We start from the raw sequence: 14,943 nt of genomic DNA, 5'->3' as shown, positions 1-14,943 counted from the left end.
GATGCACCGCCCTGCGGCGGTGTAATCTGGGTGGAACCGCGAGATTACCGTCTTGCCCCAGCTTTTGGGGCAAGGCGTTTTTTTATACTTCCCAAGCAGTCCGGTTTTGCAGCCAGCAGAAAACCATAATAAAAAGGAGAGGTTTCTATGATAAAAGTCACGTTAAAAGGCGATGTGCGGGAATTTGATTCCGGCGTTACCGTGGCAGAGGTTGCAAAAAGTATTGGCGCGGGTCTTTATAAGGCAGCGTGCGTCGGCCGTCTGAACGGTGCGGTGGTGGATTTGCGTACGCCGCTGACAGAGGATTGCGAACTGGAAATCCTGACGTTTGAAAACGAAGATGGTAAAAAGGCTTACTGGCATACGACCTCTCACATTCTGGCGCAGGCGGTGCAGCACCTGTTTCCGGATGCCAAGTTTGCAATCGGCCCTGCCATTGAAAACGGTTTTTACTACGACTTTGACCTGCCCCGTACACTGACGCCGGAAGATCTGAGTGCCATCGAGGCCGAAATGAAGAAAATCATCAAGCAGGACATTCCGCTGGAGCGCGTGGAAGTGCCCGCAGAGGAAGCCCTGCAGATGATGAAAGAGCGTGGGCAGGACTACAAGATAGAGCTGATTCAAGAGCACAGCGGCAAGGGCGAAAAGATTTCGTTTTACAAGCAGGGCGATTATATCGACCTGTGCGCCGGCCCGCATCTGCTCAGCACCGGTCGGGTCAAAGCAGTGAAGCTGACAAACTGCACAGGCGCTTACTGGCGTGCGGATGCAAACAACAAAATGCTGCAGCGCGTTTACGGCATTTCCTTCCCCAAGGCTTCGGATTTAGAGCAGTATGTCAAGATGCTGGAGGAAGCGAAAAAGCGCGACCACCGCAAGTTGGGCCGCGACTTGGAGCTGTTCACCATTATGGAGGAAGGTCCCGGCTTCCCGTTCTTCCTGCCTAAAGGCATGATCCTGCAGAATCTGCTGATGGACTATTGGCGCGATGTGCACAAAAAAGCGGGTTACCAGGAAATCTCCACGCCGGTCATCCTCAGCCGCGAGCTGTGGGAGCGCAGCGGCCACTGGGCGCATTACAAGGATAATATGTACACCACGGTGATTGACGATGAAGACTACGCCATCAAACCGATGAACTGCCCCGGCGGAATGTTGGTTTACAAAACCAAGATGCGTTCTTACAAAGATTTGCCGCTGCGCATGGGCGAAATCGGGCTGGTGCACCGCCATGAGCTTTCCGGTGCGCTGCACGGCTTGATGCGCGTGCGCTGTTTCCATCAGGACGACGCGCACATCTTCATGACGCCGGAGCAGATGAAGAGCGAGATTCAGGGCGTTGTGCGGCTGATTGACGGCGTTTACAAAACATTTGGATTCTCTTACTTCATTGAGCTTTCCACCATGCCGGAAGACCACATGGGTGACAAAGCAACTTGGGACAATGCAACGCAGATTCTGCGCGATGCGGTCACAGAGCTGGGCTATACCTATGAGGTCAACGAAGGCGACGGCGCGTTCTACGGCCCGAAGCTGGACTTCCACCTGCGCGACTGCTTGGGTCGTACCTGGCAGTGCGGCACGATTCAGCTGGACTTCCAGCTGCCGGAGCGTTTTGAGCTGGAGTACACGGGTGCCGACGGACAGAAGCACCGCCCAATCATGCTGCACCGCGTGGTGTTCGGCTCCATCGAGCGCTTCATCGGCATCCTGATTGAGCACTTTGCCGGTGCCTTCCCGCTGTGGCTCTCTCCGGTGCAGGTGCAGATTCTGCCGATTGCAGAGCGCCATCAGGAATATGCACACAAGCTGCGCGATGAACTGGACGCGGCGGGCATCCGTGTGGAAGTGGACGACCGCAGCGAAAAAATCGGCTACAAGATTCGGGAAGCGCAGCTGCAGAAAACACCGTATATGCTGGTAATCGGCGACAAGGAAGCGGAAAGCGGCAATATTTCCGTGCGTCACCGCAAAGCGGGCGACCTTGGCGCAATGAGCACCGCAGACTTTATTGCACGCGTCCGGCAGGAAGTGGCGGACAAAGCACTCGACTGACTTTTAGATAGAAATCAAGCGGCACCGAATAGCCTGCAAGGGCTGTTTCGGTGCCGCTTTTTGAGGAGTTTAAGAGATTCCGGCTTCACGGTACAGCTTCTCAATGCAGGGCGCTTTATACAAACAGTAAGCGTCAATATCGGTGGGGTAAAGGCGCGCTGCTTCCATTTTTACGCGGCTGTACGCTGCGACAGCGTCTGGGTGTGCCCGAAGATACTCACGAAATGCCAAGTGGCGTTTAAGTTCGGGGGAATCCTTTGGGCAAACGTACAGATGATGCTGCAGCAAATGGGGCTTGTCTGTGTAGCGAAATGCTTCGCGGCCTGCGATACCGAGATTTCCTTCATGTATATAACCGGCGTTGGCAAGTCGTAAAATAAGAGGGTTTAAGAGATGGCTGTCGGCGATGACTGCGTCAATGTCAATAATCGGCTTTGCTGCAAGGCCCGGCACCGAGGTGCTGCCAACGTGTTCGAAACGCAATACTAAATTTCCAACGGCTTCTCTTAGTTCTGCTGTAATCTTGAAGAATGCCTGCGGCCAGCTTTCTTGGTAGGGCAAGACAACGATAGTTTTCGTTCGCAAAAGGAAGCGCTTCCTTTCTGCGGGATTGGCTGCAGGAATGCCAACCTGCGTTTTTCTCCAGACTATCATAGATGGCGTCGACTGTCAATTTCCGAAAAACGGCTGCCGCGGAGGAGTTCTCCGTGACAGCCGTTTGTTACAAAGCAAGCAAAACGCGGTACAGCAGCTGATACAGCAGCCGGGCATCCTCCGGCGAAAGGGGCAGGCAGGCGCTGACTTCCTTCGGAATTTCCTTGGCCTGCCGGCGCAGGTCGTGCCCTTTCTGCGTCAGGTGAACCATCACAACGCGCTCATCGTCCGAATTGCGGACGCGCGTTAAAAATCCGGCGCTCTCCATTTTCTTTAGCATGGGGGTCAGTGTGCCGTTATCCAGATACAGCTTTTCCCCCAGTTCCCCGACACTGATGCCGTCCTGCTCCCACAACACCAGAAAAACAAGGTATTGTGTATAGGTGATGTGCAGGGGCTTGAGGTAGGGAGTGTAGTGGTTCACCACCTTGCGGGCGCAGGCGTACAGCGGAAAGCACAGCTGGCGCTCCAGCTTCAGCTGTTCATACGAATCTTTTTGTTCCATACCTTTCACCTGCAGTCATGCGCGCGCACTGCGCTTTTTTTCATCCAGATAAGCAACGGCGGAAAGTGCCGCGACATTTCCCTCTCCGGCGGATTTGATATACTGATAGGGCTTTCCCACCAGGTCGCCGCAGGCAAAGCAGCCGGGGATGCTGGTTTCCATGCGGCGGTTGACCGCAACATGGTTTTCTTCCGTCTGCAGTCCCGGCACCAGCTGGTTGGGTGCAATGCTGTCCCGCAGAATGAAAACGCCGTCTACGGGATATTCGCCGGACTTGGTCTGCAGGCGTTCCACCTTTTGGCTGCCCAAAATGGCGGTGGGGGAGTCCTGAATGACCTTGATCGTGGCGGAAAGCTGCGGGGTTTCTGCGTACAGCGGCAGATAGTATACCTGCTGTGCCACTTCCGCCAGAAACTCAGCTTCTGCCTCTTCCTTGGGGCTGGCACCGATGACGGCAACGGTTTTTCCGCGGTACAGCGGTGCGTCGCAGGTTGCGCAGTAACTGACGCCGCGTCCCAGCAGCGCTTCTTCGCCGGGAAAAGGCCGCCCCTGCACAACACCGGTTGCCAGAATGACAGACTCGGCTTCATAGTTTTCGTCTGCTGTTTGGATGGCAAAGTAATCGCCCATGGCATACACCATGCTGACCTTCGCTTCGGTAATGGAAAGCTGCATGGCATCCAGATGGTCTTGAAACGCCTGTCGCAGCGCCTCGCCGCTGATGTTCGGCAGCCCGAGGTAGTTTTGAATGGCGTGGGCTTTCTGCACTTTGGCGCTTAACGACTGCCTGCCGAGCAGCAGGACGGTTTTGTTGCGGATTTTCGCGGTAACGGCGGCGGAAAGCCCCGCCGGTCCGGTGCCAATGACTGCAATTTGGTATCGCTGCATTTCTGTCTTCCTTTCTGTACGTTCTGCGTTTTTTCGGTCTTATAGCAGGCTGGCGACCAGAGCCTTGACCTCCTGCATATCTGCAGTCGGCTCAAAGCGCGCCACGATGCTGCCGTTTCGGTCTGCCACAAATTTGGTGAAGTTCCACTTGATGTCCGGGTTGTTCTTGTAGTCCTTATCGATGCTTTTGAGCATGGCGCGCATGGCAAGCGCCTTGGCGCCCTTGCCGAAGCCCTCAAATCCCTTCTGGTTTTTAAGATATGCATAAAGCGGCAGGGCATTCTCCCCGTTGACGTCCGATTTTTTCATTTGCGGGAACTGCGTGTTGTAATGCAGGGTGCAGAATTGGTGGATTTCCTCATCGGTGCCGGGCGTCTGACCGGCGAACTGGTTGCAGGGAATGTCGAGAATCTCCAGCCCACGGTCGTGGTACTGCTCGTACATTTCCTCCAAATCTTGATACTGCGGGGTAAAGCCGCAGCCGGTGGCGGTGTTTACAATCAGCAGCACTTTGCCGGCATAGGTGTTAAGCGAAACTTCTTCGCCTGCGGTGTTTGTCACGGAATATTCGTAAAGGTTCATCAGAATTGCCTCCTTCGATGAAGTAAATGGTCTGCATTTATATTTTGTACAACTATATTTTATCAAATATAAATAGAATGTCAATAGGAAATTGAAAAAAGGCTTCTTTTTTTCGCGGGTGGAGGCAGAGGGGGATTTGCGCGCAGAAAAAACCGGAGCCGCCTTGTAGAAAGGCGCTCCGGCTTTATGTGTCGGCAGCTGCAGCGCAGTCAACCGGGTTGTGCGGCAGGCTAAATGAACAGGTTGACGTTGGATTCCTCTGCGTCGCCTAGGTACGCGCCGACGCCGCCTAACTCTACGCCGTCAATCAGTTCCTCTGCCTTGATGCCCATGACATCCATGCTCATGGTGCACGCGACAATCTTGATGCCTTGCCGGATTGCCTGCTGAATCAGTTCCTCCAGAGAGCTGACATTTTTGTCGCGCATGATTTTTTTCATCATGGCGGTGCCCATGCCGCCCATGTTCATGCGGGAGAGGCGCAGCTTTTTGCTGCCGCGCGGCAGCAGGTTGCCAAACAGGGATTCTACCAAGGTTTTCTGCACCGGCTGTTTCTTACTTTTGCGCAGCACGGTCAGCCCCCAGAACGTGAAGAACATGGTGACCGGCCGACCCATGGCTGCGGCGCCATTGGCAATGATAAAGCTGGCAAGCACTTTGTCCAAATCGCCGGAAAAGACGATAAGTGTTTTTCCCTGCGGTGTGTCACGAACCAGCGGCCCTGCCGGTGCGGTGGGTGCTGTGCCGCCCTTTTGCACCAGAGAAACAAAGTCGCTGCCGCGCTTTGTGTTTTCAATCAACGGGTTTCCGGTGCGGCGGCACCACGCGGCAATGTCCTTGACAAAGCCGGGGTCAGAGGCGGTTACCTCCAACACCTGCCCTTCCTGCATGGCTTTCATGGCCTCATATACTTTCATAATCGGCCCGGGGCACTGCAGGCCGCAGCAGTCCAGTCGGACGGACGCGCTGGGTACCGCCGTGCTTTTGGCAGGTGCCGCGGCGGCAGTCGGTTTCGGCGCGGCTTCTGGCTGCACCGCGGGCTGCTCGTGCGTCGAACGGTAAAACCGTGCGCCGCCCGGGTAGACCCGCACGTTTTGGAATCCGTGCTGCATCAGGATGCGCGCCGCATTGTAAGCGCGCACACCGATGGCACAGACCGTGACGATGGGTTTGCCGGAGTCCAGTTCCTTGAGCCGCCCGCGCAGCTGCCCCAGTGGAATGTGAACGGCATTCGGCAGGGAATAGGCGAGCAGTTCCGCATCCTCGCGCACATCCAGCAGGACAGCGTCCGGCTCCTTTTCCGTGACGTTCCAGTCCGCGAAGCGCACTTTGCCGCGCAGCACATTTTCCGCAGTGAAACCAGCCATGTTGACCGGATCTTTGGCAGAGGAGTAGGGCGGCGCGTAGGCAAGCTCCAGTTCGGTCAGGTCGCGTACGCCGCCGCCCAGGCGCAGCACTGCCGCAATGGTGTCAATGCGCTTGTCAACGCCGTCCCGCCCGACAATTTGCGCGCCGAACAGTTTTTTGCCGTCTGTGGAAAACAACAGTTTCAGCGTCATGGGAAGTGCGCCGGGGTAGTAGCCTGCGTGGGAGTTCTGTGTAATGGTCACGACTTCATAGTCTTTCCCGCGCGTAAGACCGCGCTTCTGCAGCGTCTTTTCGTTTGCACCAGTGCTGGCGGCGGTCAGGTCGAACACCTTGGCAACCGAAGTTCCCTGTGTGCCGCGGTAGGTTTCATCCGCACCGGCGATGTTGTCCGCTGCCATGCGCCCCTGCTTGTTGGCAGGGCCGGCAAGCGGCACCATCGTGCTCCCGCCGAAGACCAGGTCTTCCACTTCGGTGACGTCACCGACCGCGTAAATGGCAGGGTCGGACGTGCGCAGGTGCGCATCCGTCACAATGCCGCCGCGCACATTGACCGTCAGTCCGGCATTTTTGGCAAGTTCGCTGTTGGGGCGTACACCGATGGCAAGCAGCACCAACTCTGCGGAAACGGTTTTGCTGCTTTTGAGCGTAATGGAAACGGCTTGCCCGTTGTCGGCGAAGGATGCGACGCCATCGCCCAAATGCAGGGCAACGCCGTTTTCGGTCAGGTGCTCGTGCAGCAGCTGCGCCATCTCGTAGTCCAGCGGCGCCATGACCTGATTCTGCATTTCCACAATGGAAACTTCCAGACCGGCTTCGCGCAGGTTTTCCGCCATTTCCAAACCGATGAAGCCACCACCGATTACTGCGGCAGAGCGGATGCCTTTTGTACGGACAGTGTCGCGGATGCGCGCCGCATCCGGCACCGTCCAAAGAGTTTCGATGCGCGGGGAATCAATGCCGGGAATTTTCGGCCGCAGCGGCGACGAACCGGTGGAAAGCACCAGTGTGTCGTATGACTCCTCATACACTTCTCCGGTGTCCAGACGCTTGATCTGCACCGCTTTTTTGGCGCGGTCAAGGGAAAGCACCTCATTTTTGACGCGCACATCCACATTGAATTTCTGGTGCATCGCTTCGGGCGTCTGCAGCAGCAGCGCGCTCTCGGTTTTAATCGTATCACCCACATAGTATGGCAGCCCGCAGTTGGCATAGGAAATGTACGGTCCGCGCTCCAGCAGGACAATCTGGGCGGATTCATCCAGCCGCCGCAGGCGCGCCGCGCAGCTTGCACCGCCCGCGACACCGCCGACAATTACAACTTTACGCATGAAGATTCCTCCTAATTGAAATTTGTTTTCTGCATTTGCAGGCGGTTCTTCCGGGTGCAGATGCAGGGAAAAGCCCAAAACTTCCATTCTCTTCTGCAGTGAAGTATACCCTGTTTTTCCATGCCTTACTGTAACTGCGTCACAAAAAACGGACAGGCGGGGGAAGACCCGTCTGTCCGCTTGCAGCAGTTGTTTTGTGAATCCGGTTATGCCCCGTGATGGTGGTGCTCGCCGCAGCCGTGCTCCCCGCAGGTGTGGCCGCTTTCCTCATGATGGCTGCATTTGACATTGGGGTCAAATGCCAGACTGCCTGCCAGCAGCGCCTCTACTGCTTTGTCGGCGTCACCGGAAACACCGCCGAAAAGCCGGATGCCGGCCTCGCTCAGCGCGGTGCGCGCGCCGCCGCCGATGCCGCCGCAGATGAGGGTGTCTACCTGTGCTGCCTTTAAAAAGCCTGCCAGCGCGCCGTGACCGCTGCCGTTGGTACTCACAACGGAGGATGCGGTTACTTTGCCCGCTTCCACCTCATAGAATTTAAACTGTTCAGTGTGCCCGAAGTGCTGAAAGACCTGTCCGTTTTCGTAAGTGACTGCAATTTTCATTTGCTTGTTTCCTCCTGTTTTGTCAGTAAGTCAATGGTGGGTTTGCCTGTAGAGACTCCACTTGTCCCGCATCGGCGGCGGCCGCAGTGCGTGCAGCCGCAGTTTTGCGCGCTGCCGTCGCAGAGCACATACTCGCCGCCCTGTATAGTCAGTTCTCTTTGATTCACCAAGCACTCGGCCAGCTTGATGCGGGCGCTGTTGTAGATGGCCTGCGCGGTGGTGCGCGCCACGTTCATTTGCGCCGCGCACTGCTCCTGTGTCATGCCCTTTAGGTCAATCAGCCGCACAGCTTCAAATTCATCCAGTGTCATGGTGATTGCCGGTTTTTGGGGTGCTTCTGCGTCCTTTGGGCCGAAGCGGCCGCAGCCGGGCAGCGCGCAAATCCGGCGGCGCTTGCAGGGCCTGGGCATGGTGCTCACCTCCTTTTCGTTAATGGCATATGACATTTATGCTTCTATTATACACGGTAAATGGCATATGTCAAGAATAAAATGCGCAAAATGTTCCCGCAGCGCACATCTGCGGGAACAAAACTCAGCCGGAAACCGGTTCTGCCTTTTCAAACACCATGCCGGACTGATAGACATGGCTTACGGTTTCAGATAATTTACTTGTGGGCTGTAAGGTCAGCTTTTTTCCGCTGACCGCGAACTGCATTTCACTTTTGTCGTCAAGTGTCACCGTCAAAAGGTGCTTTTCCGTGTTTTCCCGACAGGTTCCGTTCACGAACACTTCCACATTCAGATGCAGGCTAACCTTTGACTGCGAAACGTCAAAGTACGGCAGAAAAGAACTAAGCACGTTGTTTGTCTTTTTTGCCAGATAAGTACCGTCCGAAACCTTTGCGGCGGAGCCGCAGCCAGAGAAAACAAGTGCCGCACAAACAGACAGCAGTACAGCGGCAAAAAAATGTAACATAAATTCTTAAATTTAACAGAAAAAATAATAAAGTTTTCCAATCAACTTTCTATGGAGAAGCCTTAAAAGAAAAAGTTCCGCAAGGTAATGCCAAGAGGCAGTCCAAACACGATGCGTGCGGAGAAGCGTTTAAACAAGGCTTTTGATGATTATGATGAAATAGAATAGCAATGCCACGATAGAGAAACCGACAATTACACGTGAAGATGTTTTTTTCATATCACTGGTTTTATAGATGGCAAAGGCAATGGCTGCATAAATAGCCAGACGCAAAAAACGCACAGGTATATTTCCATATGTATGATTTGGGTCGAAGCAAAAGCTCATAAAAACATTGATAAGCAGGAATATGCAAAGTGCTTTATACCAAAAGCTGCTGTTTTTCAGCCGTGAAAAGGATTCTTTCACTGTCATAGGAATCACCCTCTCCGTTTTTCTGCTGTTCCATCGTTGTTTCTCTTCTTTGTGTATGTATTTTTAGTAGTTCGCTGCGCCGGTGATGTCTCTGGTTGAAGCTTAAATTAGTCGCGACTAACGTATAAATATATTAACTTTTTTCATAAACTGTCAATTTATTTTTTCTTGATTTTTCCTGTATGCACAAAAACATCACAAGGAAAGCAGATTCCTTGTGAAAACAGGAAGAGGTGGATTCGGCACTTTGATACCGCCGGGGTCAAAAAAGGAGCCGCGGGAAAACCTTTCCTGTGGCTCCTTTGAACGTTTATTTTAAATGTTTTTCAATTCGGAAGCGCGGGCGAGCCTTTACTTCGTTGTAAATTTTTCCGATATATTCGCCGACAATGCCCAAGCACAGCATCTGAATGCCGCCCAAAAGCCAGATGGAACAGACAATGGCGGTCCAGCCAGCCACGGTGTTGCCCATAAAGTGGGAAATGAGCGCGTACAGCAGCCCCACAACTGAAATCAGCGCCACGAAAATGCCGAGATTTGCAATCAGCTTCAGCGGTTTGACGCTGAAAGAAGTAATGCCGTCCATCGCAAAGGAGAGCATCTTTTTGAGAGGGTACTTGCTTTCGCCCGCAAAGCGTTCATGACGGTCGTAGTAAACGTAATCGCTGCGGTAGCCGATCAGCGGCACAATGCCGCGCAGGAACAGGTTTACCTCTTTGTACTCGGAGAGCGCCTCCAGTGCGCGCTTGCTCATCAGGCGATAGTCGGCGTGGTTATAGACAACTTCCGCGCCGAGCTTTTCCATCACTTTATAGAAGCCCTCGGCGGTGGTGCGTTTAAACCAGGTGTCGGTTTCGCGTTTGTTGCGCACGCCGTAGACCACGTCACAGCCATCCTGAAATTTCTGCACGAACTGCGGCAGTATGGAGATGTCGTCCTGCAGGTCGGCGTCCAGACTGATGGCACAGTCGGCTTCGTCCTTTGCGGTCATCAGCCCTGCCAGCAGAGCGTTCTGGTGGCCGCGGTTGTGCGCAAGCTTCAGCCCGCTGACCAGTGGATTTTCACTGTGAAATTTTTCAATCAGTTCCCAAGTGCGGTCTTTGCTGCCGTCGTCTACAAAAAGCATCCGGCTGTTTTCGTCGGCAAGACCACTCTGCATCATCGACTGCAGCTGTGCGGTCAGTTCTTTGACCGTTTCCGGCAGAACCGCTTCTTCATTGTAGCAGGGCAGTACAAAGTAAACAGTTGACATGATTTTTAAAAGTCCCCTTCGTGAACAGCCGAACGGGCTGTGGTATATTCTGCTTCATAAAGTAAATTTATTTTAACATAAGTGGTGTACGTTTACAAGAATCGGAATTTTTATAAACCTATCGTAACCTGCAAATCTGTTCAACAGATGAAAACTGCCCGCAGAGTCTGTGAAAAAAGAACGGTTTAAGCAAAAATCCGCACGGCGCATAAGATGGGAAAGGATATTTCCTCAGGAAAGGAGTTTTTTCGATGGCAGAAAATACACAGAATCAGCCATGCAATGCACAGACGCTGTCACCGTTTCCCAAAGATCCGGTGCTGGCCATGGCCTACGTTCCGTTTCAAAAATTCGAGGGACTGTACGCGCCGGAAAAGGCATTTGAGGCTGGCACGCTGTTTACCGGGCTGGATAAACCGTTTTTGGGGGGTGCCGGAAAATGACGGAACAGGAACGGTTGATGCGCAAAATCAGCGCCTGCCAGTTTGCCATGTGGGAGTTGAAGATTTTTTTGGACACCCACCCCAATGACTGCGGTGCCATGAAGCGTTTGGCAGAGTATGAAAAACAGACGCAGGATTTAATTGCCCAGTATGAGGAGACGTACGGCCCGATGAATCTCAATGAAATGACGGCAAACCGCGTTGCGTGGGTGCAGGACCCGTGGCCGTGGGAAATTCAGGCACAGAAGGAGGGGCAAAGCTGATGTGGAGTTATCAGAAGCGGCTGCAGTATCCGATTAACATCAAGACGCCGGACGCAAACATGGCGAAAATCATTCTCAGTCAATACGGCGGGCCGCATGGGGAGTTGGGCGCTTCCCTGCGGTATATTTCCCAGCGGTACGTGATGCCGTATCCGGAGCTGAAAGCAATATTAACCGATATTGGTAAGTCGTTTTCTGAAAGGCACCTCTGCCGTATCCTCAGGTGGTTGTAAAACTCGTTGTCAGGGTTTCGCCGCCGCCGGTAATGGTGATGAAGTGTGCGCCCGGCTCAATGTCTTTACCAACGGTCCATGCCCACGAGGCGCGCCCGAATGTATCGGACTGCACGCTCATTTCCGAGCCGGTTCCGTCGGTGCTGCCGCTGTCGTACAGAATCTTGATGCGGTACTGCGTGTTTCCCTTGCCCTGAATGGTCAGTTGCGCGACGTTTCCACGTGCCACGCTGCCCGGCGCGCGCAAAATCTGAATGCCGGAGGCTTTGGAAGCGGCAGAAGACGCGGAAGAAGCGGAGCTTTTGGCGGATTTGGAAGACGCGCTGCCGGTGGTTTCGGAAGAAAAGCGGCTTTCCGCCTGCTTCATGTTGACGTCTGCGTCCGAGCAGACGCTGCCAAGCCGCTTTTCGGCGTAATCAATGCGGGACAGGGAAGCGGTGCTTGCGGTTTTCTTTGCCACAGTGGTCTGTGTGGGTGTGGAGGATGCCGTGTCCGGAATGGAAGCCGGCCCCAGCCCACCGCCCAGAATGTTTGGCAGCTGCGCGGTCAGCGTTACGCCTGCCAGCAGCAGGACGCTGCAGATTAGGCCGATGGAGGGAACCGTCTTTGACCGCTTCTGCAGGGTACTGAACAGCAGGACGGCGGTAAAGGCGATTGCTGCCAGCAGGCAGACCAGCGAGACGGTGGAGTCCCAGGCCCAGTTTCCCATTCTTTTCATCCTTTCCTGCCCGCGAAAGCGGGCTTTCCGTGTCGTTTCTTTTCATTATTATAACACGGCGGGTCGGAAAAGCAAGCCTGCAGCACAGAAGACCGCACCCACCCGGGTGCGGTCTTCTGTTTTAGGTCACTTGCCCCGAACAATGTCTTCCAGGCAGCGGATCAGGTCGTTGAGCGTGTACAGTTTGACGTTGCGGCTCAAAATTTCTTTCTGCAGGTCGTCACTGAGCGAATCGAATTTTTTCTGCAGTTCCGGTGCAATATAGGACACAGTGTTTTCCTCCTAGCGGCTGCTGTGCGCCTGGGGTTTGGCGCGCTGCTTTGTGGTTTTTGCTTTACCCTGAATTTCGGGAACAGGCGGCGCTTCATTTTTCGGTGCCCGGTTGCCGGATTCCCTGGGGTTCGGGCGCTTCATGCCCTGCTTTGCCATGCTCTCACCTCAGCCATAGTTTGGGCGGCGGCAGGAAAAACTATGCACAGAACAGAAAAAACCCCCGACTGGCTGGGTCGGGGGTCGCTGCGCGTTGCCGCGCGATTGTAAGAAAAGAGAGGCTTGTATGTAAGTGGCTTGTAAGCTTAGGAAAGACGCAAAAAGGCGCCGCACTCTTGGGAGTGCGACGCCTTTGTCGTTATACTGTTTTCTGTTCCTCTCACAGCACCTTGGAACACTTTCAGTATAGCAAATTCATACGGCGGTGTCAACTAAAATATGCGGGACTGCCCGCAAAAAACATTTCCACTCGATTCGATGAATTTGTGAAAAAAGTCCCCGGTTTCTACAGCAGCGCTTCATCGTAGTGGGCACGCTCGCCGCCGATAAATTTCGGGCGGGTGCGGGCGCACAGCAGAATCGCTTCGCCAATGTGGTTCATGGAAAGGCGCACCGGTACAGCGACTTCCTTTAAGTGCATACCAATGAGCGTGCCGCCGATGTCCAGCCCGCAGTCGGCGCGGATGTGCTCCACGGCAACCGGATCTTCAAAGCGGGCGTAGGCGGTGGTGGCAAAAGAGCCGCCCGCCTTGGGCTGCGGCACCACATTGACCGGCTCATAGCCGAACGCTTTTGCGGCTTTCCGCTCCAGAATCAGCGCGCGGTTCAGGTGCTCGCAGCATTGCGCCGCCAGAAAAATGCCGCGCTGCTGGGTCTGCTCGTAAATGCCGTCAAAGATGGCGGCGGCGGTTTCCACACGGCTGTCGGTTCCAATGCGGTGTCCGCCCACTTCGCTGGAAGAGCACCCTACCACCAAAAGCCCGCCGGGGCGCACATTTGCTGCTTCCAGCAGTTCTTTAGCCGCCTGCCCTGCCAGGGCACGCAGCTCACTGAGATTTTCTGCCATAACCAAATCGCTCCTTTGCATCCGGCACCGCTGCGCGGTGTGTTTGTTCCTGCTTTTCTACAGTATAGCACAAAAAGACAGCTGGCGCACATTTTTTACTGCAGGCGGGAGTTGTACGGACAGCATTTCTCGTGCACAAAAAATTGACTTGACAACTTCGCGCCGCGGCAGTATATTTATCCTAAGAAACGGTTTTCATTCTGATTGATTCTGGTTTGTTTGCTGTGCTGCCTTTTTTGGAGGCAGTACATCTTTGTCAGGGAAAGGTGAATTTATGCTTCCAAAATATATGATTCTGGTGAACTGGATTCGCGACCGCATTAAAAGCCAGGAGTTTCAATATGGCGAAAAGCTCGCATCGGAAAAAGAACTGGGGCAGCTGTTTAATGTAAGCCGCCAGACGGTTCGCCAGGCGATTAATGTGCTGGTGCAGGAGGGGCTGCTGGAAAGCCGGCAGGGCAGTGGTACGTATGTTACCCGAAAAATTGCAAATACGCACGCGCCGCAGATGGTAGTGGGCGTGATTTCTACTTATGTAAACGACTATATTTTTTCCGGCATTCTGCGCGGCATGGAAAACGTTCTGACAGAGAACGGCTATTCCATGCAGCTTGCGTTTACCCACAACCACATGGAAAGCGAGAAAAAAGCGCTGAGTAACATGATTGCGCGCGGCGTGGACGGGCTGATTGTGGAGCCTGCCAAAAGCGGACTGCCAAGCCCGAACATGGACCTGTACGGGGAAGTGCTGCGGGAAGGCCTGCCAATGCTGTTTTTCAATACGTATTACCCATCCCTGCAGCTGCCGCATGTGGCGCTGGACGACATGGCAACCGGTCTGGCCGCAACGGAGCACCTGATCCGCGCCGGACACCGCCGCATTGCCGGTATTTTTAAGCTGGACGACTACCAGGGCCGCCTGCGCTATGCGGGGTATATCCGCGCGCTGATGAATGCGGGCATTCCGCTGGACGACGACCTGGTGCTGTGGTACTCGACCGAGGACTTCGCGGACGGCTTCAAGACGGAAAAGTTTCAGCACCGCCTGCAGGACGCCACTGCTGTTTTCTGCTACAATGACCAGATTGCCCTGCAGGTTGTGGCAACACTGCGGGAACTGGGCAGGCGGATTCCGCAGGATATTTCGATTGTCAGTGTGGACAATTCCGACTTAGCAAAGCTGTGCGAGGTGCCCCTGACCAGTGTGGCGCACCCCATGGAGGATCTTGGCATGACCGCGGCGCAGAATCTGCTGCGTCTGATTCAGGACCCGACCTTTAACGCGACCGTGGACTTTCCGCCGCACCTGGTGGAACGCGACAGCGTCTGCCCGCCGCGCAGCCTGTAACGCGCCGGACGGTTTTGATAAAACCCCTATTTA

19 protein-coding genes are annotated in these 14,943 nt (G+C 54.4%); 5 read left to right on the top strand and 14 right to left on the bottom strand.

Features of this window, described 5'->3' with window-relative positions; genetic code table 11:
• The first annotated feature begins 147 nt into the window (after nucleotides 1-147).
• Nucleotides 148-2,058, top strand: a complete 1,911-nt coding sequence (thrS, locus tag PXC00_RS12400) for a threonine--tRNA ligase (RefSeq protein WP_275844784.1) — start codon at nucleotides 148-150, stop codon at nucleotides 2,056-2,058.
• Between the two features lie 69 nt (nucleotides 2,059-2,127).
• Here the strand turns inward: thrS and PXC00_RS12395 are convergent, their stop codons facing one another.
• The 10 genes from PXC00_RS12395 to PXC00_RS12350 form a co-directional block, all read right to left on the bottom strand.
• Entirely contained in the window at nucleotides 2,128-2,643 is a 516-nt protein-coding gene (locus PXC00_RS12395) for a GrpB family protein (protein ID WP_316934992.1), read from the bottom strand.
• Nucleotides 2,644-2,779: 136 nt separating this feature from the next.
• The gene (locus PXC00_RS12390; RefSeq protein ID WP_275844783.1) at nucleotides 2,780-3,217 is read right to left on the bottom strand and encodes a MarR family winged helix-turn-helix transcriptional regulator; all 438 of its coding nucleotides are present in this window, start codon (nucleotides 3,215-3,217) and stop codon (nucleotides 2,780-2,782) included.
• Nucleotides 3,218-3,232: 15 nt separating this feature from the next.
• Nucleotides 3,233-4,105, bottom strand: coding sequence for an NAD(P)/FAD-dependent oxidoreductase (locus PXC00_RS12385; protein WP_275844782.1), 873 nt, complete (start codon nucleotides 4,103-4,105; stop codon nucleotides 3,233-3,235).
• 39 nt (nucleotides 4,106-4,144) lie between these two features.
• Entirely contained in the window at nucleotides 4,145-4,687 is a 543-nt protein-coding gene (locus PXC00_RS12380) for a glutathione peroxidase (protein WP_275844781.1), read from the bottom strand.
• A gap of 230 nt (nucleotides 4,688-4,917) precedes the next feature.
• The gene (locus tag PXC00_RS12375; protein WP_275844780.1) at nucleotides 4,918-7,383 is read right to left on the bottom strand and encodes an FAD-dependent oxidoreductase; all 2,466 of its coding nucleotides are present in this window, start codon (nucleotides 7,381-7,383) and stop codon (nucleotides 4,918-4,920) included.
• A gap of 206 nt (nucleotides 7,384-7,589) precedes the next feature.
• Nucleotides 7,590-7,985 (bottom strand): NifB/NifX family molybdenum-iron cluster-binding protein, encoded by a 396-nt coding sequence (locus PXC00_RS12370; RefSeq protein WP_275844779.1) that lies wholly within the window; start codon nucleotides 7,983-7,985, stop codon nucleotides 7,590-7,592.
• The gene (locus PXC00_RS12365) at nucleotides 7,982-8,395 is read right to left on the bottom strand and encodes a DUF134 domain-containing protein (protein ID WP_275844778.1); all 414 of its coding nucleotides are present in this window, start codon (nucleotides 8,393-8,395) and stop codon (nucleotides 7,982-7,984) included. Before PXC00_RS12365 ends, PXC00_RS12370 begins: the two co-directional genes overlap by 4 nt.
• 124 nt (nucleotides 8,396-8,519) lie before the next feature.
• A complete protein-coding gene (locus PXC00_RS12360) occupies nucleotides 8,520-8,903 on the bottom strand; it encodes a hypothetical protein (RefSeq protein WP_275844777.1) in 384 nt (127 codons plus the stop codon).
• A 129-nt stretch (nucleotides 8,904-9,032) separates the two neighbouring features.
• The gene (locus PXC00_RS12355) at nucleotides 9,033-9,317 is read right to left on the bottom strand and encodes a hypothetical protein (RefSeq protein WP_275844776.1); all 285 of its coding nucleotides are present in this window, start codon (nucleotides 9,315-9,317) and stop codon (nucleotides 9,033-9,035) included.
• 310 nt (nucleotides 9,318-9,627) lie between these two features.
• On the bottom strand, nucleotides 9,628-10,569 hold the full coding sequence (locus tag PXC00_RS12350; RefSeq protein ID WP_275844775.1) for a glycosyltransferase family 2 protein: 942 nt from the start codon (nucleotides 10,567-10,569) through the stop codon (nucleotides 9,628-9,630).
• 251 nt (nucleotides 10,570-10,820) lie between these two features.
• On the opposite strand from PXC00_RS12350, the gene PXC00_RS12345 reads away from it, so the two are divergent.
• The 3 genes from PXC00_RS12345 to PXC00_RS12335 are packed head-to-tail and all read left to right on the top strand — an operon-like array spanning nucleotide 10,821 to nucleotide 11,508.
• A complete protein-coding gene (locus PXC00_RS12345; RefSeq protein ID WP_275844774.1) occupies nucleotides 10,821-11,012 on the top strand; it encodes a spore coat associated protein CotJA in 192 nt (63 codons plus the stop codon).
• A complete protein-coding gene (locus tag PXC00_RS12340; protein ID WP_275844773.1) occupies nucleotides 11,009-11,275 on the top strand; it encodes a spore coat protein CotJB in 267 nt (88 codons plus the stop codon). Before PXC00_RS12345 ends, PXC00_RS12340 begins: the two co-directional genes overlap by 4 nt.
• On the top strand, nucleotides 11,275-11,508 hold the full coding sequence (locus PXC00_RS12335; RefSeq protein WP_275844772.1) for a manganese catalase family protein: 234 nt from the start codon (nucleotides 11,275-11,277) through the stop codon (nucleotides 11,506-11,508). Before PXC00_RS12340 ends, PXC00_RS12335 begins: the two co-directional genes overlap by 1 nt.
• Here PXC00_RS12335 and PXC00_RS12330 read toward each other — a convergent pair.
• From PXC00_RS12330 to PXC00_RS12315, 4 genes are all read right to left on the bottom strand, one after another.
• Nucleotides 11,495-12,217 carry a hypothetical protein gene (locus PXC00_RS12330; RefSeq protein WP_275844771.1) on the bottom strand — a complete coding sequence of 241 codons (723 nt, stop codon included), beginning with the start codon at nucleotides 12,215-12,217 and terminating at the stop codon, nucleotides 11,495-11,497. The two genes, PXC00_RS12335 and PXC00_RS12330, sit on opposite strands and share 14 nt — an antisense overlap.
• Before the next feature lie 135 nt (nucleotides 12,218-12,352).
• Nucleotides 12,353-12,496, bottom strand: a complete 144-nt coding sequence (locus PXC00_RS12325) for a hypothetical protein (protein WP_275844770.1) — start codon at nucleotides 12,494-12,496, stop codon at nucleotides 12,353-12,355.
• Between the two features lie 12 nt (nucleotides 12,497-12,508).
• Nucleotides 12,509-12,655, bottom strand: a complete 147-nt coding sequence (locus PXC00_RS12320) for a hypothetical protein (RefSeq protein ID WP_275844769.1) — start codon at nucleotides 12,653-12,655, stop codon at nucleotides 12,509-12,511.
• Between the two features lie 346 nt (nucleotides 12,656-13,001).
• Nucleotides 13,002-13,562 carry a TIGR01440 family protein gene (locus tag PXC00_RS12315; protein ID WP_275844768.1) on the bottom strand — a complete coding sequence of 187 codons (561 nt, stop codon included), beginning with the start codon at nucleotides 13,560-13,562 and terminating at the stop codon, nucleotides 13,002-13,004.
• A gap of 274 nt (nucleotides 13,563-13,836) precedes the next feature.
• On the opposite strand from PXC00_RS12315, the gene PXC00_RS12310 reads away from it, so the two are divergent.
• Nucleotides 13,837-14,910, top strand: a complete 1,074-nt coding sequence (locus tag PXC00_RS12310; RefSeq protein WP_275844767.1) for a GntR family transcriptional regulator — start codon at nucleotides 13,837-13,839, stop codon at nucleotides 14,908-14,910.
• The last annotated feature ends 33 nt before the right edge of the window (nucleotides 14,911-14,943 follow it).

The sequence above is a fragment of the Caproicibacterium argilliputei genome, assembly GCF_029211325.2.
Classification (GTDB): domain Bacteria; phylum Bacillota; class Clostridia; order Oscillospirales; family Acutalibacteraceae; genus Caproicibacterium; species Caproicibacterium argilliputei.
This window is presented reverse-complemented; position numbering and strand designations above follow the sequence as displayed.